18 protein-coding genes are annotated in these 20,494 nt (G+C 52.7%); 7 read left to right on the top strand and 11 right to left on the bottom strand.

Annotated elements, in window-relative coordinates; genetic code table 11:
• Positions 1 to 33 precede the first annotated feature (33 nt).
• Positions 34 to 645, bottom strand: a complete 612-nt coding sequence (yajL, locus tag QMZ65_RS09670; protein ID WP_097117495.1) for a protein deglycase YajL — start codon at positions 643 to 645, stop codon at positions 34 to 36.
• Positions 599 to 1,519, bottom strand: a complete 921-nt coding sequence (panE, locus tag QMZ65_RS09665; protein ID WP_283215908.1) for a 2-dehydropantoate 2-reductase — start codon at positions 1,517 to 1,519, stop codon at positions 599 to 601. Before panE ends, yajL begins: the two co-directional genes overlap by 47 nt.
• A 125-nt stretch (positions 1,520 to 1,644) precedes the next feature.
• On the opposite strand from panE, the gene QMZ65_RS09660 reads away from it, so the two are divergent.
• On the top strand, positions 1,645 to 2,136 hold the full coding sequence (locus QMZ65_RS09660; RefSeq protein ID WP_034831052.1) for a YajQ family cyclic di-GMP-binding protein: 492 nt from the start codon (positions 1,645 to 1,647) through the stop codon (positions 2,134 to 2,136).
• On the opposite strand, the gene QMZ65_RS09655 is transcribed toward QMZ65_RS09660, so the two are convergent.
• Positions 2,133 to 3,905, bottom strand: coding sequence for a sigma-54-dependent Fis family transcriptional regulator (locus QMZ65_RS09655; RefSeq protein WP_283215907.1), 1,773 nt, complete (start codon positions 3,903 to 3,905; stop codon positions 2,133 to 2,135). The genes QMZ65_RS09660 and QMZ65_RS09655 overlap by 4 nt on opposite strands.
• A gap of 291 nt (positions 3,906 to 4,196) precedes the next feature.
• Between QMZ65_RS09655 and exaC the strand changes: the two genes are divergently transcribed.
• On the top strand, positions 4,197 to 5,717 hold the full coding sequence (gene exaC / locus QMZ65_RS09650) for an acetaldehyde dehydrogenase ExaC (protein WP_097117493.1): 1,521 nt from the start codon (positions 4,197 to 4,199) through the stop codon (positions 5,715 to 5,717).
• Positions 5,718 to 5,753: 36 nt separating this feature from the next.
• Entirely contained in the window at positions 5,754 to 6,788 is a 1,035-nt protein-coding gene (adhP, locus tag QMZ65_RS09645) for an alcohol dehydrogenase AdhP (protein WP_176505736.1), read from the top strand.
• A 61-nt stretch (positions 6,789 to 6,849) separates the two neighbouring features.
• Here the strand turns inward: adhP and QMZ65_RS09640 are convergent, their stop codons facing one another.
• The 8 genes from QMZ65_RS09640 to QMZ65_RS09605 form a co-directional block, all read right to left on the bottom strand.
• The gene (locus QMZ65_RS09640; protein WP_034828088.1) at positions 6,850 to 8,214 is read right to left on the bottom strand and encodes an MFS transporter; all 1,365 of its coding nucleotides are present in this window, start codon (positions 8,212 to 8,214) and stop codon (positions 6,850 to 6,852) included.
• 256 nt (positions 8,215 to 8,470) lie between these two features.
• Positions 8,471 to 9,358 (bottom strand): heme o synthase, encoded by an 888-nt coding sequence (gene cyoE, locus QMZ65_RS09635; RefSeq protein ID WP_034828090.1) that lies wholly within the window; start codon positions 9,356 to 9,358, stop codon positions 8,471 to 8,473.
• Positions 9,359 to 9,371: 13 nt separating this feature from the next.
• Positions 9,372 to 9,701 carry a cytochrome o ubiquinol oxidase subunit IV gene (locus QMZ65_RS09630; RefSeq protein WP_034828092.1) on the bottom strand — a complete coding sequence of 110 codons (330 nt, stop codon included), beginning with the start codon at positions 9,699 to 9,701 and terminating at the stop codon, positions 9,372 to 9,374.
• On the bottom strand, positions 9,701 to 10,315 hold the full coding sequence (locus QMZ65_RS09625; RefSeq protein ID WP_038648564.1) for a cytochrome o ubiquinol oxidase subunit III: 615 nt from the start codon (positions 10,313 to 10,315) through the stop codon (positions 9,701 to 9,703). Before QMZ65_RS09625 ends, QMZ65_RS09630 begins: the two co-directional genes overlap by 1 nt.
• A complete protein-coding gene (gene cyoB, locus QMZ65_RS09620) occupies positions 10,315 to 12,297 on the bottom strand; it encodes a cytochrome o ubiquinol oxidase subunit I (RefSeq protein ID WP_034828096.1) in 1,983 nt (660 codons plus the stop codon). Before cyoB ends, QMZ65_RS09625 begins: the two co-directional genes overlap by 1 nt.
• Positions 12,298 to 12,301: 4 nt before the next feature.
• Entirely contained in the window at positions 12,302 to 13,228 is a 927-nt protein-coding gene (gene cyoA / locus QMZ65_RS09615; protein WP_034828097.1) for a cytochrome o ubiquinol oxidase subunit II, read from the bottom strand.
• Between the two features lie 440 nt (positions 13,229 to 13,668).
• The gene (gene ampG / locus QMZ65_RS09610) at positions 13,669 to 15,156 is read right to left on the bottom strand and encodes a muropeptide MFS transporter AmpG (RefSeq protein WP_283215906.1); all 1,488 of its coding nucleotides are present in this window, start codon (positions 15,154 to 15,156) and stop codon (positions 13,669 to 13,671) included.
• A 54-nt stretch (positions 15,157 to 15,210) separates the two neighbouring features.
• Positions 15,211 to 15,789, bottom strand: a complete 579-nt coding sequence (locus QMZ65_RS09605; protein ID WP_034828101.1) for a lipoprotein — start codon at positions 15,787 to 15,789, stop codon at positions 15,211 to 15,213.
• Between the two features lie 267 nt (positions 15,790 to 16,056).
• Here QMZ65_RS09605 and bolA point away from each other — a divergent pair, with 267 nt between their 5' ends.
• From bolA to clpX, 4 genes are all read left to right on the top strand, one after another.
• Positions 16,057 to 16,371, top strand: coding sequence for a transcriptional regulator BolA (gene bolA, locus QMZ65_RS09600; RefSeq protein WP_034828103.1), 315 nt, complete (start codon positions 16,057 to 16,059; stop codon positions 16,369 to 16,371).
• A 301-nt stretch (positions 16,372 to 16,672) separates the two neighbouring features.
• Positions 16,673 to 17,977, top strand: a complete 1,305-nt coding sequence (gene tig, locus QMZ65_RS09595) for a trigger factor (protein WP_045833927.1) — start codon at positions 16,673 to 16,675, stop codon at positions 17,975 to 17,977.
• Positions 17,978 to 18,313: 336 nt separating this feature from the next.
• Positions 18,314 to 18,937, top strand: coding sequence for an ATP-dependent Clp endopeptidase proteolytic subunit ClpP (gene clpP / locus QMZ65_RS09590; protein WP_008103933.1), 624 nt, complete (start codon positions 18,314 to 18,316; stop codon positions 18,935 to 18,937).
• A 127-nt stretch (positions 18,938 to 19,064) separates the two neighbouring features.
• Positions 19,065 to 20,336 carry an ATP-dependent protease ATP-binding subunit ClpX gene (clpX, locus tag QMZ65_RS09585; RefSeq protein WP_034828109.1) on the top strand — a complete coding sequence of 424 codons (1,272 nt, stop codon included), beginning with the start codon at positions 19,065 to 19,067 and terminating at the stop codon, positions 20,334 to 20,336.
• Positions 20,337 to 20,494 lie beyond the last annotated feature (158 nt).

Raw genomic sequence — 20,494 nt, 5'->3', positions numbered from 1 at the left:
CCGTTAAGTGCTTTCTACTGCATGACAATGCGGTTATTCACGCTCTTCAAATTCCTGATAGTTATAAATCCCCGCCGCTAATACCAACTGTGACGCCACTTCACGCGCTTTCTCTTTATCCACCAGCAGATCAATCAGCTTCAGTGCAAAATCAATCGAAGTGCCTGGACCCTGGCTGGATAGCAGGTTGACGCGCGGATCCCATACCACACGGCGATCCATCCAGTGTTTGTCAGGGATAGTGTCGCGCAAGCCAGGAAAGCCGGTCATATTGCCTACCGGGAACAGATCGTGCGGAATCAGCACCGTGCCAGGTGCGGCACAAATCGCGGCAACGATTTTCCCTGCCAGATGGAACTGGCGTACGGTTTCCACCAGCAGTGGGCTGTCACGGAAGGTCTCTGCGCCCTTGAGGCCGCCAGGCAGCACCACGGCGTCATAATCGTTATCCGCCACCTCAACCAGTGGCGCATCGGCCAGCAGGCGCACGCCGCGTGAGCAGACGATCTCGCGCGTGCCATCGCTTTCGACACTGGCGGTGGTGACGCTTAAGCCCGCGCGGACCAGCAGGTCGATAGTGGTGACAGCTTCAATCTCTTCACTGCCATGTGCCAGGCAAACCAGAACCGATGCGGTCGCGCTCATATTGGGACTCCTTGCGTTTAATCAGATCGTACAAACGGGTGTTCTCCGGCAGCGCAATGCCCTGCGCGCGAGCGCGGCGCAGCAGGTAGCCGGTGATGTAGTCAATTTCTGTCAGGCGCTGGGCGCGCACATCCTGCAACATTGAGGAGGTATTCGCTGCGGTGCTGTCGATGACGTCATAAATGATGTCGCGCAGGTTATCGACCGCAATGTGCTGGCCTTCACGCTCCATCACCCAGGCAATCTCTTCACACAGCGAGGCAATCTGCTGCGGCCAGGCACGCAGGGCACCGTTCTGGCAATCGTGTTCAACGGTAAGCGGATTAATCACGCAGTTCACCGCCAGTTTGCGCCAGCTGGCAGAAGCAATGTTGTCATGCCAGGCCACGTCCGGCAGCGCCTGATGCAGGATATCGGCGATATCGCTCATCGCGGCACTTTCACGTCCGGTGGGACCGATATGTGTGATGCCCTGCGCAACGTGTTTGATCACCGTGCCATCGCGCATCGCCGCGTGGGTGGTAATGCCGCGCAGCAGCGGTTGCTGCAACTCCTTCAGCTCTTCCAGCGTGCCCATGCCATTGTGCAATAACAAAATGGCAGCATGAGCAGGCAGGATGCTTTGCAGGTTTTTGACCGCCGGGGAAACCTGTGGCGCTTTAAGTGTCACCAGCAACAGCTGGCTTTCGGCAAGAAACAGCGGATCGTTGGCGATAAACGTGTGATTGCTGACTTGTCCTTGCGGATCAATTACGTTCACCGAGCAATAGGGCTGCGGCACGCGCAACCAGCCCTGAACCTCATGTCCCTGACGTGCGAGCGCGGCGAGCCAAATTTGACCCAGGGCGCCACAACCCAACACGGTAATTTTCATTTTGCCTCCCGCTGACGGGTTCTCAATTTCACGACATCGTTAAGTATAGCTTTCCGCGTATCGTGTTTAATTAGCGCCATAAGACGCGTATTATGCATGTCACTTTAGTATCAGGAGAAGAAAAGATGCCATCTTTCGATATCGTTTCCGAAGTCGAACTGCCGGAAGTGCGTAATGCGGTGGAGAATGCCAGCCGTGAAATCTCAACCCGTTTCGATTTCCGCAACGTGAGCGCCAGCATTGAGCTTAACGAAAAGAATGAGACCATCAAAATCACCAGCGAATCTGATTTCCAGGTTAAACAGCTGGTGGATATTTTGCGTGAAAAGCTGCTGAAACGCGGCATTGAAGGCGCAGCGATTGAAGTGCCAGAAGAGATCATTCACAGCGGTAAAAGCTGGAGCGTAGAAGCCAAGCTGAAAAAGGGTATCGAAAGCGATATCGCTAAAAAGCTGGTGAAGCTGATTAAAGACAGCAAGCTGAAAGTGCAAACGCAGATTCAGGGTGAAGAGCTGCGCGTGACCGGTAAATCACGTGATGATTTGCAGGGTGCAATGGCGCTGGTGCGCGGTGGCAACCTTGGTCAGCCCTTCCAGTTCAAGAACTTCCGCGACTAATCGCGTTTGTCGCGTGCGGCACGACGATAGAGCGTGCTGCGCGCGACACCTAATGCCTCCGCCGTTTTACTGATATTGCCATTGAAGCGTTGGAGCGTTTCGCTAATCAGCCGCTCATCATGGCTCTGCTTATCTTCCGCTGGCACCGCCGCTGCTCGGCGATATTCGGCTGGCAAATGCACATCAGTGACTTCTTCCCCTTCGTCCGCCAACGCCAGCAGCACGCGCAACAGACTGCGCAATTGCCGCACGTTGCCCGGCCATGGCAATTGTGCCAGCGATGCCAGCAAGGCGGGAGAAAGCTGGATATCGCGATCTGCGCCGCCCAGCTCAATCCACAACCGACCAATAAAGTCTTCGATATCTGGCCAGGCACGCAACGGCGGGATGGTCATGGAAAATTCCTGCAAGCGATAGAGAAGATCCTCGCGGAACTCGCCCTCGGCCACACGCTGCGCCAAATCACGGTGCGTGGCGCAGATCACGGCAAAATTCACCGGCCAGCTGCGACTGGAACCGAGCGGCGCGACCTCTTTTTCTTGCAGCACGCGCAGCAAACGGGTTTGTAGCGCCAGCGGCATATCTCCAATTTCATCAAGAAACAGCACGCCACCATCCGCCTCGCGGATTTTACCGATGTAGCCATTTTTGCTGGCTCCGGTAAAGGCACCAGGCTGATAACCAAATAGCTCGGATTCAATCAACGCTTCCGGAATGGCAGCACAGTTGATGGCGACAAACTTCCCATCACGCCAGCGACTCTGCTGATGCAGCGCACGGCTGACATACTCTTTACCGCTGCCGGTTTCACCGTGAATGCACAACGACACACCGGCATTCATAAGACGCACCATTTTCTCGCCATCGCGACCCAGTGAGAAGGGAATATCCACGCTGGGTTCACTTGGCGTAGCAAAGTGGGTGCGGTGCGGAGCGCGCAGGCGGAAGTAGTAGCGCTGTTGTGCAAAATGAATCGGTAAAGGAATGGTGTTGGCCTGCTGTTCGAGCTGATCAAACAGCTGCTGGAATGTCAGGGTGCCCAACTGCCCGGTGGTGAGATTGAGTTCACGCATCGCCAGGCGGTTTGCGGCGGTGAGCACATTATCGGAGAACACCAGCAGCAACTCATCACTGGTATCAATGCCGTGCGGCTCAACGTGCAGGCTCATCAACCATTGTTGGGGATGCAGGCTTTGCTTAACCCACAAATACTCGATCTGTTTAGCGGCGGCTTTGACCCATTGAAACGTTTGCGGATGCGGGAAGTGCGCTGGGCCAGAGATATCCAGCACGCCCGCAATCTGACCGTTGGGCATTTGCAACGGCATGGCGGCGCAGTAGAGCCCCTGATTCAAGGTGAGAAAATGTTGCTGGCCTTCAATTTCACAGCCATCGTCAATCGCTAGCGCGGTGCCAATCGCATTGGTGCCGCGCCCGCATTCGCTCCACAAATTGCCAGGGGCGAGGGCGAATCGCTGCGCTTTCTCCATCGATTGCATGTCGCCAAAGGTATTCAGTACCAGTCCGGTGGCATCAGAAAGAATCACTACGGATTGTTTTTCCGCCAGTTTCTGCGCCAGCTGTTTGATCACCGGTTGGGCAAATTGTTGCAGCCCGGCATTACTGGCCAGCACATCAGCCAGCTCACCCTGGCGGACGCGAGGAAAATCATCGGCGGTGCGGTCGAGACCATACAGCTGGCTACGAAACCAGGAGTCGCTTAACAGCGGGTTGGTATTAACGGCAGACGCGGCTGAATTTCCCTGCATTGGTAACCTCATGCCTAAGCGAAAGTGTTGCAGCATTGTAGCGGCTTGGTTTCTGCGGTGTTGCGATACGCAACACAGATGAGGATTTTGGTGGCAGAAACCGTGCGTTTAAAAGGGCTATTGGTTTTATAAATTGATGATAGATAAAACGATTTTTCGAAAATTCGCAAGCTGAAAAAAACTGGCACGCCCGCTGCAATAGGTATGTACGGCAGCGGGCTGTTCAATCTGTTGACCCACAGGTTGCCGCTGCCAGCTAACAATAAACGACCCTACACGAAGGAGTTTGCGATGCGTTATGCACATCCCGGCACGCCCGGCGCTTTGGTCACTTTTAAAGCGACCTACGGCAATTTTATTGCGGGCAAATTCACAGAGCCGCTCAGCGGCCAGTATTTTACGAACACCTCGCCTGTTGATGGCAGCGATATTGCGCAGTTTCCGCGTTCTGACGCGCGGGATATCGATTTAGCACTGGACGCTGCTCATCAGGCCGCTGACGCCTGGGGAAAAACCAGCGTGCAACATCGGGCCAATCTGCTGCTGCAGGTGGCCGACTGCATTGAACAAAACCTCGAAATGTTGTCTGTGGCGGAGAGCTGGGACAACGGCAAGCCGATCCGTGAAACCCTCAACGCCGATCTACCGCTGGCGGTGGATCACTTCCGCTACTTCGCCGGTTGTCTGCGTGCGCAGGAAGGCAGCACCGCTGAGATTGATGAAACCACCGTTGCCTATCACTTCCATGAACCGCTGGGCGTGGTCGGGCAGATCATCCCGTGGAACTTCCCGCTGTTAATGGCGGCATGGAAACTGGCTCCGGCGCTGGCGGCGGGTAACTGCGTGGTGCTGAAACCGGCTGAGCAAACCCCGCTGGCGATCACCTTGCTGATGGAGCTGATCGGCGATCTGTTCCCGGCCGGCGTGCTTAACGTGGTGCAGGGCTTTGGCCGTGAAGCCGGTGAAGCGCTGGCCACCAGCAAACGTATCGCCAAAATCGCTTTCACCGGTTCTACGCCAGTGGGCCGTCATATTATGGCGTGCGCGGCTGAAAACATCATTCCTTGCACCGTCGAGTTGGGCGGCAAGTCGCCGAACATCTACTTTGCCGATGTGATGGACGGTGAATCGGACTTTATCGAAAAAGCGGTGGAAGGGCTGGTGCTCGGTTTCTTCAACCAGGGCGAGGTCTGTACTTGTCCATCACGTGCGTTGATCCATGAATCGATCTATGAGCCGTTTATGGCGCGGGTGATGGAGAAAGTGGCAAACATCCGTCGGGGCGATCCGCTGGATACCGACACCATGATCGGTGCTCAGGCTTCCCGTCAGCAATTCGACAAAATCCTGTCTTACATCAACATCGCGCGCGACGAAGGGGGGCAAATTCTAACCGGAGGCGATCGCGCCAGCGTCGCTGCCGAACTGGATAACGGATTCTATATCCAGCCAACCCTGATTAAAGGCACCAACCAGATGCGGTGTTTCCAGGAAGAGATTTTTGGGCCGGTTATCGGCATCACCACCTTTAAAGATGAAGCGGAAGCCTTGTCGATTGCCAACGAAACCCAGTTTGGTCTCGGGGCGGGCGTGTGGACGCGTGATACCAATCTGGCGTATCGCATGGGACGTGGCATCAAAGCCGGTCGTGTCTGGACCAACTGCTATCACATCTATCCCGCACACGCGGCTTTCGGTGGCTACAAGCAATCGGGCGTGGGACGCGAGACGCACAAGATGGCGCTTAGCGCCTACCAACAAACCAAAAATCTGCTGGTCAGCTATGGCACCGCGCCTTTGGGCCTGTTCTGAGTCTGCATCCGATCAAATGAAGAGTGAAAGATGAATATGCAAATCAAAACCACCATGAAAGCCGCCGTTGTTAAAGCCTTTGGTGAACCGTTAGTGATTGAGCAGGTGCCAGTACCGCAAGTGGGACCGGGCCAGATTCTGGTGAAAATCGCCGCGACCGGCGTGTGCCATACCGACTTACATGCCGCCGAAGGCGACTGGCCGATTAAGCCCAATCCCCCGTTTATTCCTGGCCACGAAGGCGTAGGGCAGGTAGTGGCGCTCGGTGAAGGTGTGAAGCATTTAAAACTGGGCGATCGTGTGGGCGTGCCGTGGCTCTATTCCGCATGTGGCCACTGCGAGCACTGTCTGGATAGTTGGGAAACCCTGTGCCTGTCACAGCAGAATGCCGGTTATTCGGTGAACGGCAGTTTCGCAGAATATTGCCTCGCGGATGCGAACTATGTCGGCATCATCCCGGAAAACATCGATTACAACGAAATCGCACCAATTCTGTGTGCCGGTGTGACGGTGTACAAAGGCCTGAAAATGACCGATACCAAGCCAGGCGATTGGGTAGTGGTGTCCGGTATTGGAGGTTTAGGTCATATGGCGGTGCAGTACGCGGTGGCGATGGGACTGAATGTGGCTGCGGTTGATATCGACGATGAGAAGCTGGCGTTTGCTAAGCGGCTTGGTGCCAGTGTGGTAGCGAATGCGAAGAACGTCGATCCCGCAAAAGTGTTCCAGGAAAGTTTTGGCGGCGCGCATGGTGTGCTGGTTACGGCCGTATCACCTAAAGCGTTTGAGCAGGCGATTGGCACCATGCGCCGTGGCGGCACCATGGTGCTGAACGGTCTGCCACCGGGCAAATTTGATTTGTCGATTTTCGATATGGTGCTGGACGGGATTACGGTGCGCGGTTCAATTGTGGGCACGCGTAAAGATCTCCAGGAAGCGTTGGATTTCGCCGGTCGTCACAAAGTGAAAGCCAACGTGGCGGTTGAACCGTTGACCAACATTAACGACATTTTTGCGCGTATGCATGCGGGAAAAATTGAAGGGCGTATCGTGGTGGATATGTCGCTTTAATTAGCGTGATGGTTTGTGGCGGAGCGGTTAATCGCGCCGCCACAGAGTGTGTGACTACTAACTAACAGCTGGCGAGCAGCGCTTCGATTTCGACGCGGCTCGTCACTTTACTGTCGATCTTGATGTAAGCACTTTTCTCTTCCGGCACGATAAATACTGAAGAGACACCCGGCTGCGCTTTTAAACGCTTCTCAAGGTTAGGCACCGCTAATACGGCATCACTGAGTACCATGCGCAGGCTGCTGACGTAAGGTGGCTCCTGCATCGACATCGCCACAAACAGCCAGGCTGCCGCGACAATCGCACCCACCAGAAACACCGTCTGCGCATCAAAGTGACCGAAGATCCAACCGCCCATGCTGCCGCCAATCGCCACGCCAATGAACTGGCTGGTGGAGTAAATGCCCATCGCTGTACCTTTGTAGCCCGGCGGTGATTCTTTACTGATCAGCGAAGGCAGAATGGCTTCCATCAGGTTGAAGGCGAGGAAGAATAGCTGCACGCCAATCACCAGCGTCCAGAAATGACCAGCCGCACCCCACAGTACGATTTCCGCGATAATGATCAGTGCCACGCAGGTAACAAAAACGCGCTTCATGCGGCGTTTCACTTCGGCATAGATGATGAAAGGCACCACCAGAACGAAAGCGACCAGCATGGTGACCAGATAGACTTTCCAGTGTTCAGATGCCGGGAAGCCCGCTTGTTCAAACTGGCCTGGCAAAGCCACAAAACTCGACATCAGCAGGATATGCAGGCAAAGAATACCGATGTTTAATTTCAGGAGTTTAGGGTTGGCTAACACTTCACGAATGCTGGCTTTTACCATGCCGGATTCACGATTCAGCACGTGATTCGGTGCGCTCGGCACCACCAATAGCGTGATAACAATGCCCAGCGAGGCCAGAATAGCGATCATCCAGAACAGTGCATGCAAACCCAGAGCATGGGTGACAATTGGGCCTACCACCATCGCAATAGCAAAGGTCACACCGAAACTGATGCCAATAAACGCCATTGCTTTAGTGCGGTTTTGTTCGCGAGTGAGATCTGAGAGTAGCGCCATCACGGCAGCGGCAATTGCGCCAGAGCCTTGTAAAGCACGACCCAGGATCACGCCCCAGATTGAGGTGGTCATCGCTGCGATAATACTGCCCAGCACGAACACTAACAGCCCGCCAACTATGAGCGGTTTGCGACCGACGCGATCGGACAGCAGACCAAACGGAATCTGGAATACGGCTTGCGCCAGACCATAGATGCCAATTGCCAGACCAATTAAGGTTTCACTGGCTCCCTGCAACGCCATACCGTACGTGGTGAGTACCGGCAGGACCATAAACATTCCCAGCATGCGCAGGGAAAAAACTGTGCCTAAACCCCATGTAGCCCGAAGCTCTACTGGCGTCATTTTATTGTCGTTCATTCCAACCTCTGTAAGTTTATGCCCTTTATACTTCAAGCCGCAGATGCGTTGGCTGCGCACGTTCACCCAGGTCACTTACTTTAGTCAGCTCCCAGGGATTCATGCACTTGCCGCCTTCCTGCATCTCGAATTATTCCGGGCATTTAGCTCTCATTTTAGGGAGCAGGGCAGGGCGGGTAAAACAATTGTTGTTAAGCAGTGGTAACAAAAAGAAAGGGCGCGAAATTCGCGCCCTTTCTGGTGTTGCGGAGCTGTATTACCAGACGTAAGTCAGCAGGTCTTTAGAGGCCGGCGTCATAAAATCAACCGACATCATCACGCTCAATGCTGTGATAGCGACAATCGAGAACACAAACAGTTTACGCGCCCAAACTTTATCGTTTGAGGTTTTGTAACCTGAAAGCGCCATGCCCAACCACCACACACTCACTGCCGCGGCGACCACCAGATACTTGTAACCCGCGTAACCGCCGAGTGTCAGCATCAGCGTAGCAATCATGAACGCCAGGATGTATAGCGTAATATGATTTTTGGCTACCGAGATACCTTTCACGACAGGCAGAACCGGGATGTTAGCCGCCTGATAATCTTTGAAGCGGAAAATCGCAATCGCGTACGAGTGCGGCATCTGCCACAGGCTAAAGATAGCCAATAAGATCAGGGCGCCAGCATCAAACTGGTTGGTCACTGCGCAGTAGCCAATCACTGGCGGTGCTGCGCCAGAGAGGCTACCGATCAGCGTGCCATACACGGAGTTGCGTTTCATATACAGGCTATAAATGCCCACATAGACAACGAAGCCCATCACCGCCAGCCACATGGCCAGCGGGTTAGCGCCGAAATACAGCAACGCAAAGCCAGCAATACCCAATGCGGTTGCATAAACCAGGCTTACTTTCGCCGAGATCAGGCCTTTGACCAGAACACGGTTCCGCGTTCTCTCCATTTTGATATCGATATCGCGGTCAATCACGTTGTTGAATACACAACCCGATGCGACAACCAGCGAAACGCCCACCAGTGAATAGAGAAACAGGGGGTAATCAATGCTGCCTTTCGAAGCCAGCAAGAATCCACCGATCACAGAAATTAAGTTGCCGAAAATAATTCCTGGTTTTGTTACTTGCAGGTATTGCTTAATCATTACGTGTGACTCTTTAGTCGGCCATCATGTTGTAGTTGAGGTTCCACATGATCCACAGTGAGCCGACAACAACAATCAGAATGATGAGTGCTGAGAAGACTATCGCCACCATGTTCCAGCCACCCTCTGACTTGCTGTCTAAGTGCAGGAAGTAGACCAGGTGCACTAACACCTGAACCACCGCACACACCAGAACCACACCCAGAATCGTGCCGTGTGATGCGCCGCCATCCATTACCATCCAGAACGGAATACCGGTCAGGATGATAGAGAGGATGAAGCCGATCATGTAAGACTTCACGCTACCGTGAGAAGCGCCATGTTCGTTAACTGAATGACTCATTACATGGCTCCCATCAGATAGACAACGGTGAATACGCAGATCCAAACCACATCCAGGAAGTGCCAGAACAAGCTCAGGCACATGATGCGGGTGCGGTTGGTTGCAGTCAGACCACGTTTAGAAATCTGGAACATCATCACTGCCATCCAGATCAGGCCAGAGGTCACGTGCAGACCGTGGGTACCGACCAGCGTAAAGAACGCGGACAGGAAACCACTGCGGTCAGGACCGAAGCCTTCCAGGATCAGGTGATGGAATTCATAGATTTCCATGCCGATGAATCCAGCACCAAACAGGAAGGTCAGAGCCAACCAGCTGATGACTGAACCTTTGTTCTGGTTGTTCATCGCGATCACTGCCATTCCATAAGTAATGGAGCTGAGCAGCAGCAGCGCGGTTTCAACCAGCACAAACGGCAGTTCAAAGATGTCTTTACCTGCCGGACCACCGGCAGTGTTATTGACCATAACTGCATAGGTCGCAAACAGGGTTGCGAAGATAATGCAGTCACTCATCAGGTAGATCCAGAAGCCAAAGACTTTATTGGCTCCTGCATCGTGATGCCCATGCTCCGCATGGGCGTCGTGGTGGTGTTTTGCAGTTTCAGTTGACATTATTTCAGACCTGCTTTGCTGATTTCGTCAAAGTGCTTCTTCTCGATCTGCTCGACTTCAGCAACCGGAACGTAGTAATCCACGTCTTCATCGAAGCTCTTCACAATCCAGGTCACAATTGTGGCCAGGAAGGTAAGGCCAGCCAGCCACCAGATATGCCAGATCATCGCGAAACCAAACACAGTCATGAAGGCTGCGATAATCAGGGCTGCGCCGCTGTTTTTCGGCATATGAATTTCTTCATATTTTTCTGGTTGCTTATAGGCTTCGCCTTTCTCTTTCATTTCCCAGAACGCATCGCGCTCGTGGATTTCAGGGATAACAGCAAAGTTATAGAACGGAGGCGGTGAAGAGGTTGCCCACTCCAGCGTACGACCACCCCACGGGTCACCGGTCAGATCGCGGTTCTGGTCGCGGTCACGCACAGAAACGTAGAACTGAGTCAGCTGGCACAGGATACCGCATGCAATCAGTGCCGCACCGCCTGCTGCAACAACCAGCAGTGAGTGGAACTGAGGATCGATGTCCTGGCTGATACGACGGGTCATACCCATGAAGCCCAGTGCGTACAGCGGCATGAAGGCAACGAAGAAACCAATGATCCAGAACCAGAATGCACGGATACCCCATTTTTCGTTCAGGGTGAAGCCGAATGCTTTCGGGAACCAGTAGGTCACGCCAGCCATACAACCGAACACCACACCACCGATAATCACGTTATGGAAGTGTGCAATCAGGAACAAGCTGTTGTGCAGAATGAAGTCCGCACCTGGAACGGCCAGCAGAACACCGGTCATACCACCAATAGAGAAGGTGACCAGGAAGCCGATTGTCCACAGCATCGCTGAGTGGAACTCAACGCGACCCTGATACATGGTGAACAGCCAGTTGAAGATTTTCACGCCGGTCGGAATGGCGATGATCATCGTCATAATACCGAAGAAGGCGTTAACGTTGGCGCCGGCACCCATGGTGAAGAAGTGGTGCAGCCAAACGATGAACGACAGAACGGTAATTGCGATGGTCGCCCACACCAGAGAGGTATAACCGAACAGACGCTTTTTGGAGAAGGTTGCAGTGACTTCCGCGAACACACCGAATACCGGCAGAACGAGGATGTATACTTCCGGGTGACCCCAGACCCAAATCAGGTTGACGTACATCATCATGTTACCGCCCATTTCATTGGTGAAGAAATGGAAGCCGAGGTAACGGTCAAGCGTCAACAGTGCCAGCGTGACGGTCAGAACCGGGAACGCAGCGATGATCAGGACGTTGGTACACAGTGATGCCCAGGTGAATACAGGCATCTTGAACAGGTCCATACCCGGTGCACGCATCTTCAGAATGGTCACGAAGAAGTTGATACCGGTCAGTGTCGTACCGATACCGGATAGCTGGAGACTCCAGATCCAATAATCGACCCCGACGCCAGGACTGTATTCCGCGCCCGAAAGCGGTGGATAAGCCAACCAGCCAGTCTGTGCGAACTCGCCCACACCCAGAGAAATGTTCACCAGGATCACACCGATCGCAGTAAACCAGAAGCTCAGGTTGTTCAGGAACGGGAAGGCAACGTCACGTGCACCGATTTGCAGCGGTACCGCGATGTTCATCAGACCTACCACGAAAGGCATCGCCACGAAGAAGATCATGATCACGCCGTGCGCGGTGAAGATCTGGTCGTAGTGGTGCGGTGGTAATATGCCGGCTTCGCCTGCGGAAGCCATCACTTGTTGGGTACGCATCATTACTGCATCGGCAAAGCCGCGCAGCAGCATGACGAAAGCCATGATGATGTACATGATACCCAGTTTTTTGTGGTCAATGGAGGTGAACCATTCTGACCACAGGTATTGCCACTTACCAAAATAAGTAATCGCGGCAACCAGTGCCAGACCACCTAAGATGATTGCGGCTACCGTTACCACGATAATGGGTTCGTGGTATGGCACTGCATCCAGTGTTAATTTTCCGAACATCGTATTATTCCTCGGCTCCCGCAGCAGCGGCGTGATTCATGTCCATGCCTTTGTGCTCTGGCATGTCCATCTTCCCGTGGCTCATCATGAACTTATCAATAACCTGCTTGAACAGTTCTGGATTCGCAGTTGAGAAATATTCCACCGGGTGATTTTCGCTTGGCGCAGCCAGTTTCTCGAAATCATCCATGGTGGTCAGCGCGTTAGGTGCTGCTTTAACTTTAGCCACCCACTGCTGGAATTCCGCATCGTCTTTGGTTGCAATAGCTTTAAACTTCATGCCAGAGAAACCGCGACCACTGAAGTTCGCAGAGATACCGTCGAATGTTCCTGGCTCATTGGCGATCAGGTGCAGTTTAGTCTGCATGCCCGCCATGGCGTAGATCTGGCTACCGAGCGTAGGAATAAAGAAGGAGTTCATTACGGAGTTGGAGGTGATCTTGAAGTTCACCGGAGTATTTGCCGGGAAGGCAATCTGGTTCACGGTTGCAATACCCTGTTCCGGGTAGATAAACAGCCATTTCCAGTCCAGCGCAACCACATCGATCTCAACCGGCTTCACATCAGAGACCAGCGGTTTGCTTGGCTCAAGTGCGTGGGTTGATTTCCAGGTCAGCACGCCGAGGAAGATAATGATCAGGATTGGAATCGTCCAGACCACGGCTTCCACTTTGTTAGAGTGTGACCAGTTAGGGCTATAAGTCGCATTAGTATTGGTTGCCCGATATTTCCAGGCAAAGAATACTGCCATGAAGACTGCCGGGATAACCACGATCATCATCAAGCCAAAAGCTGTCAGAATCAGCGAACGTTGCTCCAGTGCAATCTGTCCTTTGGGATTTAACAACGCACTATCGCAGCCACTGAGTAATACAGCGCCTGCAATTAATGACAAAATCCCCAAACTTTTATTGTATTTCCTGAGTCTCATTTAACGACCTCAATGACAAAGGGCTCTATTGTCGTTTAAGTGTGCGCGCATTTTACGGGAAGGTTTATGCAGTGTAAACCAGCTTAAGGATGTGTCAGAAGGCTGTTGACACCTTTTGCTAAGGGTGTCACAGATGTTGCGCAGGGTGACAAATTATTAATTGCGACAAGCAGTTGGCGTCAATATAACAAAAAACAATGATAGAAACCGCAGAAAAATCAGGGAAAGCATAAACCGTACTATTAATGCTCATTTATTTAACAATTATGTAGCATTTGGGTGATGAGTTTTCTACAAAGTAATTGCGCACCGGATTTAAATATAATCCAGGGTTGTTAATTTAATGTTTCTTTTTCGCGATGAAAAAAATGCTATTCGTTAAAATGAGTTCGTTGTTATTTTTTTAGCCAAATATTTAGCCGCTGGCAAATTATCATTACTTAACTCAGATTTTTTCCCGGCATTTTTCTTAACGCCAGACAATCCAGAATCATACCTAGCGCCACGGCCACCAGCGCTAGTGCCATGCCCCACTCAAAAAGCGGAGTCAGCAAGGCATTGACATGCCAGACGTCAGCCGCATTTAGTGCCAGCAGCACTAACCAGAGCGCCAGCAGGCCACAGCCGGCGCTAAACAGGCGCACTGTCCAGCGATAGCCTTGCGGCCACAGGCTTCGCATGACAAAACGTCCGTCTTGCTGAATGGCTTGCAGAGTGCCGCGGCTGATCCACAACAGCAATAAGCCAGGCACGCCAGCGAACACAGTGAAAGCGTAGAAGGTCGGCCAGCCCCACAGCTCAACCAGCCATCCCGCTGCCGGTCCGACATAGACACGCCCGACGGCAGAAAGCGCCGAGAGCAGCGCGAACTGCGTTGCGGAAAACGACTTATTGCACAATGTCATCAGCAGCGCCACAAACGCGGCGGTGCCCATCCCGCCGCAAAGATTTTCTATGAACACCGCGCTCGCCATGCTCCATAAATGAGGTGGCGTCACGGCCAATAGCCAGTAAGCGAAGTTGGAAACGGCCTGAAGAATGCCGAAAATCATCAGGGCACGGAACAGGCTCAGGCGTTGCATCAGCACACCGCCGTACAGCGCACCAATGATGGTTGCCAGCAATCCCAGCGTTTTATTCACCAGTCCGACATCGCCGGCGCTGAAACCTACACCGCGAATCAGGAAGGTGGTGGTGAGCGACGCAGCAAAAGCATCACCCAGCTTATAAAGGATAATTAAGGTGATCAGCAGCCAGGCATTGTTACGCAGGAAGAAGTCTTTGAGCGGGAACGAAACGGCCTGACGCAGGGTGTGCGGCTCGCGCGCGGGTGCTGCGGGCTCTTTGGCCAGCAATGTCGCAATCAAACCTGGCAACATCAACAGTGCCATTAACCAGTAAGTCGCCTGCCATCCCAGATAGCGATCGGCCAGCCACAGCGCCAGTCCGCCTGAAATCAGCATCGCCAGGCGATAACCCAGCACGGTAATTGCCGCGCCGCTGCCCCGTTCTTCTGGCGGTAGCACATCGGTTTTCCAGGCATCAAACACGATATCCTGCGATGCAGAACAGAAGGCAACCAGCACGGCCAGGGCAGCCAGCAGCGTCAGATCGCGCGAAGGCTGCATAAAGCCCATGGCGATAATACCGGCGATCAGTGCGAGTTGAGTGACCAGTAGCCAGCCACGGCGACGGCCAAGAAACGGCGGGGTATAGCGATCCATCATCGGCGACCACAGGAACTTAAACACGTATGCCTGGCCGACAAGGGAGAAGAAACCGATGGTTTTCAGGTCGACATTCTCTACGGTCATCCACGCCTGTAGGGTCCCGGCTGTGAGTGCTAAAGGCAGTCCGGAAGCAAAACCGAGCAGCAGTAATACGGCTGCATTACGTTGGGTGAAAATGCGCAGATAGTGAGAAGTCATAACCAACCTGAAATGATGCCCGGCCAAAGATGACCGGGCAGAATAGCTGAGGAATTAGCGGGCGTTCTGTTTAATAAATTCGTGAACGCTGGTGTCCTGCGCCATATCAGCAATCACGTCGCTCAGGGTAGAGTTGACCGCGTTGGTGATCTTCGCGTTAGTGGCGGTGAATGCGCCTTCTACGCTGTAAGTCTGACGATAGTTTTTAACCTGCTTGTTACCGTTTTTCGCGGTGGCAATGATGGAAATGTCAGCTTTGGTGGTAATGCTGTAACGCACGTTACCTTGTGTCACATCAGCGTAAAGACCATTGACGACAATCTGCAGGTCAACCGCACCGTTTGGTCCGATCATATAACCGCGTGCTGTCATCTGCTTCTCCAGCACTTCCTGTAACAGGAAACGCAGATCGCGCGATGGTGTTAAGGTGACTAACTGACCGTCACGATTCACTTTTGCCAGTGCCTGATCGGAACGCTGATCGGCACCGTTAACGCTGATGGTGGCACCCATCAGACCGGGATCTTGCTGTGGCAGCTGGATCTTAGGCTGAATGTTCAGGGTGGTGTTATTGCTGGCACAGCCGGCTAAAATAAACGCAGCCAGCAGAGGGAATAACAGTTTTTTCAACATACTCATTCTCGTTAGCATATGGGTTGGTTTGCAAAACTGCGGCCATCATAGCATTGCGCGACGGCGAAAAAAGCCCCGTGCCAGTGGAAATTGATTGTAAAGGCTTTTTTCGGACAGGCGGTCATGCAACAGCATTGACCTGACGCATGAGCCCGTTAAGATGCGCAGCAGATCAGGAATTATTTCCGGCGCGCCTGCGGGTTGGGCAAAAAACCTACTAATATTTAAACAGATGGGCACAGCGCTCGCCGTTGAGGAGTGTTAACAATGATTCGCGAACAAATAGAAGAAAAGCTGCGTAAGGCGTTCGAACCTGCACATCTCGAAGTGCATGATGAAAGCTATCGTCATAACGTGCCCGCTGGTTCTGAAAGTCACTTTAAAGTGGTGATTGTCAGCGATGTGTTTACCGGCCAGCGATTCCTGCAGCGTCATCGCGCCATTTATGGCGAATTGACCGAAGAGTTAGCAGGGAGCGTGCACGCACTGGCACTACACACTTACACGCAAAAAGAGTGGGATGGCTTGCAAGATACCGTGCTGGCGTCACCGAACTGTCGTGGAGCGGGTACCCTCGCCTAAGTTCACACTTCATCCTCTCTCAAAACGGCCTGCGGGCCGTTTTCTTTTCATCAATTACCCTCAAACGCGATCCATGGCGCAAAAAAGCAGCAAAACCGCTAAAAAGTGGTGAGTTTGCAGCCTCGACTCATTCCAGCGATGCCGCTATAATGCGGCGTCTATTTTTCCGGAATGTCTTCGGGACGCTTCTGGTGACAGGGATTAGGTTCTGCCTGCAGAGGCCGTCCCGATTGTTGGATACGGCGCATTTAATGTGTGGTGTCTGAAGTTGACCGAGCACGTGATTTTTTGAGGTAACAAGATGACAGTTTCAGTAGAAACCACTCAGGGTCTGGGCCGTCGCATTTCGATTACTGTTGCAGCTGACAGCATCGAAAGCGCAGTGAAGAAAGAACTGGTGGAAGTGGCTAAGAAAGTCCGTATCGACGGTTTCCGTAAAGGCAAAGTGCCGGCAAACATCATTTCTCAGCGCTACGGTGCTTCTGTTCGCCAGGACGTGCTGGGCGAGCTGATGACGCGCAACTTCGTTGACGCCATCATCAAAGAGAAAATCAACCCAGCTGGCGCACCAAACTACGTGCCAGGTGAGTACAAAGAAGGTGAAGATTTCACCTACGCGGTTGAGTTCGAAGTGTATCCTGAAGTTGAGCTGAAAGGCCTGGATGCTATCGAAGTCGAGAAGCCAGTGGTTGAAGTCACCGATGCTGACGTTGATACCATGCTGGAAACCCTGCAGAAGCAGCAGGCGACCTGGAAAGAGAGCGATGCAGCAGCGACTGCTGAAGATCGCGCAACCATCGACTTCTCCGGTTCAGTAGACGGCGAAGAGTTCGAAGGCGGCAAAGCGTCTGACTTCGTACTGGCGATGGGCCAGGGTCGTATGATCCCAGGCTTCGAAGAAGGTGTTGTTGGCCACAAAGCGGGCGAAACCTTCACTATCGACGTGAAATTCCCGGACGATTACCACGCTGAAACCCTGAAAGGGAAAGACGCGAAGTTCGAAATCGTGCTGAAAAAAGTGGAAACTCGCGAGCTGCCAGAACTGACTGAAGAGTTCATCAAGCGCTTTGGCGTTGAAGATGGTTCCGTTGCCGGTCTGCGTGCAGAAGTGCGTAAGAACATGGATCGTGAGCTGAAAGGCGCTATTCGTAACCGCGTGAAATCTCAGGCGATTGATGGTCTGGTTGAAGCCAACGACATCGACGTGCCAGTGGCACTGATCGACAGCGAAATCGACGTTCTGCGTCGTCAGGCTGCTCAGCGTTTTGGTGGCAACGAGAAGCAAGCTTTCGAACTGCCACGTGAGTTGTTCGAAGAGCAGGCTAAACGTCGCGTTGTTGTCGGTCTGCTGCTGGGCGAAGTGATTCGCATCAACGAGCTGAAAGCTGACGAAGACCGCGTTAAAGCGCTGATCGAAGAGATGGCTTCTGCATACGAAGACCCGCAGGAAGTGATCGAGTTCTACAGCAAGAACAACGAGCTGATGAACAACATGCGCAACGTTGCGCTGGAAGAGCAGGCTGTTGAAGCGGTTCTGGCGAAAGCCAAAGTGACCGATAAAGCAACCAACTTCCAGGAACTGATGAACCAGACCTCAGCGGCCTGATTCGTTAGTTAACCGAAAGTGCGAAGCCCGCGACTGAAAAGTCGCGGGCTTTTTCGTTTTAGGGTGCTAACCGCATAGATTTGTCCTCTATTTGCCTAATTAATCGGCAAATTGTTCGCTAAGCTCTTTTTCCGTGTTAGCGAATGGGCAAAAGGTTGTTATGCTTGAAACAACTGGGCAGCATCCCCAGATACAGGGAGAATGCATGAAAACAGTGAGACTGGCTGATTAACCGTCCTGTTATGTCGGAGTGAGAAGGCAGCGCATAGTTTTCCCGACGCGCCTCACGTAATATCGGTACAGAATGTTGCCAATGAAATTTATCAGGAGACGGTAATGTCATACAGTGGCGATCGTGAATTTACTGCACCGCACATGGCGCTGGTGCCTATGGTGGTCGAACAAACCTCGCGCGGCGAGCGTTCATACGACATTTACTCCCGCCTGCTCAAAGAGCGTGTGATCTTCCTGACCGGCCAGGTTGAAGATCATATGGCCAACCTGATCGTGGCGCAGATGCTGTTTCTGGAAGCTGAGAATCCTGAAAAAGACATTTATCTCTACATTAACTCGCCAGGCGGCGTGATTACTGCCGGGATGTCGATTTATGACACTATGAAATTTATCAAGCCGGACGTCAGCACCATTTGTATGGGTCAGGCTTGTTCAATGGGTGCGTTCCTGCTGACTGCAGGTACCAAAGGTAAGCGCTTCTGCCTGCCGAATTCCCGCGTCATGATTCACCAGCCGCTGGGCGGTTATCAGGGCCAGGCGACGGATATCGAAATCCATGCGCGTGAAATTCTGAAAGTGAAGCAGCGTATGAATGAGTTGATGGCTGAACATACCGGCAAATCACTGGAAGAGATCGAACGCGACACTGAGCGCGATCGTTTCCTCTCTGCCAGCGAAGCGGTAGAGTATGGCTTGGTCGATTCCATCCTGACGCATCGCCAATAAGACACATCTGGCTGCCCCTTACGCTATAGTTAACGGGGCAGCACGATGAGTTGCATGAATATCGGCCGTTGATGTGCGGCCAGTGCCGTACACCAAATTGGGTCTGAGAACGAAAAGAGGTTAGCTGATGACAGATAAGCGCAAAGACGGTTCAGGTAAGTTGCTGTACTGCTCTTTCTGCGGCAAAAGCCAGCATGAAGTCCGTAAGCTGATTGCCGGGCCGTCAGTGTATATTTGCGACGAATGTGTTGATTTATGCAACGACATCATTCGCGAAGAGATTAAAGAAGTGGCTCCGCACCGTGAGCGCAGTGCACTGCCGACACCGCATGAAATCCGTCATCATTTAGATGATTACGTCATCGGTCAGGAAAGGGCGAAAAAAGTGCTGGCGGTAGCGGTCTATAACCACTACAAACGTCTGCGCAACGGCGATACCAGTAATGGAATCGAACTGGGCAAAAGTAACATTCTGCTGATCGGTCCAACCGGTAGCGGTAAAACCTTGCTGGCTGAAACCCTGGCGCGTTTGCTGGATGTTCCGTTCACCATGGCGGATGCCACCACCCTGACCGAAGCCGGTTATGTGGGTGAGGATGTGGAGAACATCATCCAGAAATTGCTGCAGAAGTGTGATTACGATGTGCAGAAAGCACAGCGCGGTATCGTTTATATCGATGAAATCGATAAGATTTCTCGTAAGTCAGATAACCCGTCAATCACGCGTGACGTTTCCGGTGAAGGCGTACAGCAGGCGTTGCTGAAGCTTATCGAAGGTACCGTTGCCGCCGTTCCGCCGCAGGGTGGACGTAAGCATCCACAGCAGGAGTTCCTGCAGGTTGATACGTCTAAGATCCTGTTCATTTGTGGTGGTGCTTTTGCTGGCCTTGACAAAGTGATTTCCCAGCGCGTGGAAACCGGATCCGGTATCGGCTTCGGCGCTACGGTGAAAGGTAAATCGCAAAAAGCCAGCGAAGGCGAGTTGCTGTCGCAGGTTGAGCCAGAAGATCTGATCAAATTTGGTCTGATTCCAGAATTCATTGGTCGTCTGCCGGTGGTGGCGACGCTGAGTGAATTGAGTGAAGAAGCCCTGATTCAGATTCTGCGCGAACCGAAGAATGCGTTGACCAAACAGTACCAGGCTCTGTTTAACCTTGAAGGTGTGGAGCTGGAGTTCCGTGATGAAGCGTTGACGGCGATCGCTAAGAAAGCGATGTCACGCAAAACCGGCGCGCGTGGTCTGCGTTCTATCGTAGAAGGTGCGCTGCTGGAAACCATGTACGATCTGCCATCGATGGATGACGTGGAAAAAGTGGTGATTGATGAGTCAGTGATTGACGGTCAATCCGAGCCGATGTTGATTTATGGTAAGCACGAAGCTCAGGCTTCTGGCGAATAAATAAACAATCTAACCATGTTGTTATCTTAAAAAAGGGGAAAATGTTTCCCCTTTTGTTTTTCTCTCTCCCCTGACATTGAATGTCGACCAAGCATCCCCATATACTCAATATCCTGTGGGTTGAACTGCAAACTTCTTTTACGCGGTACCCATCACCT

It is taken from the genome of Pantoea sp. EABMAA-21, assembly GCF_030053335.1.
Classification (GTDB): domain Bacteria; phylum Pseudomonadota; class Gammaproteobacteria; order Enterobacterales; family Enterobacteriaceae; genus Pantoea; species Pantoea communis.
Note: the sequence above shows the minus strand (reverse complement) of the source record. Positions and strands in the feature narration are given on the sequence as shown.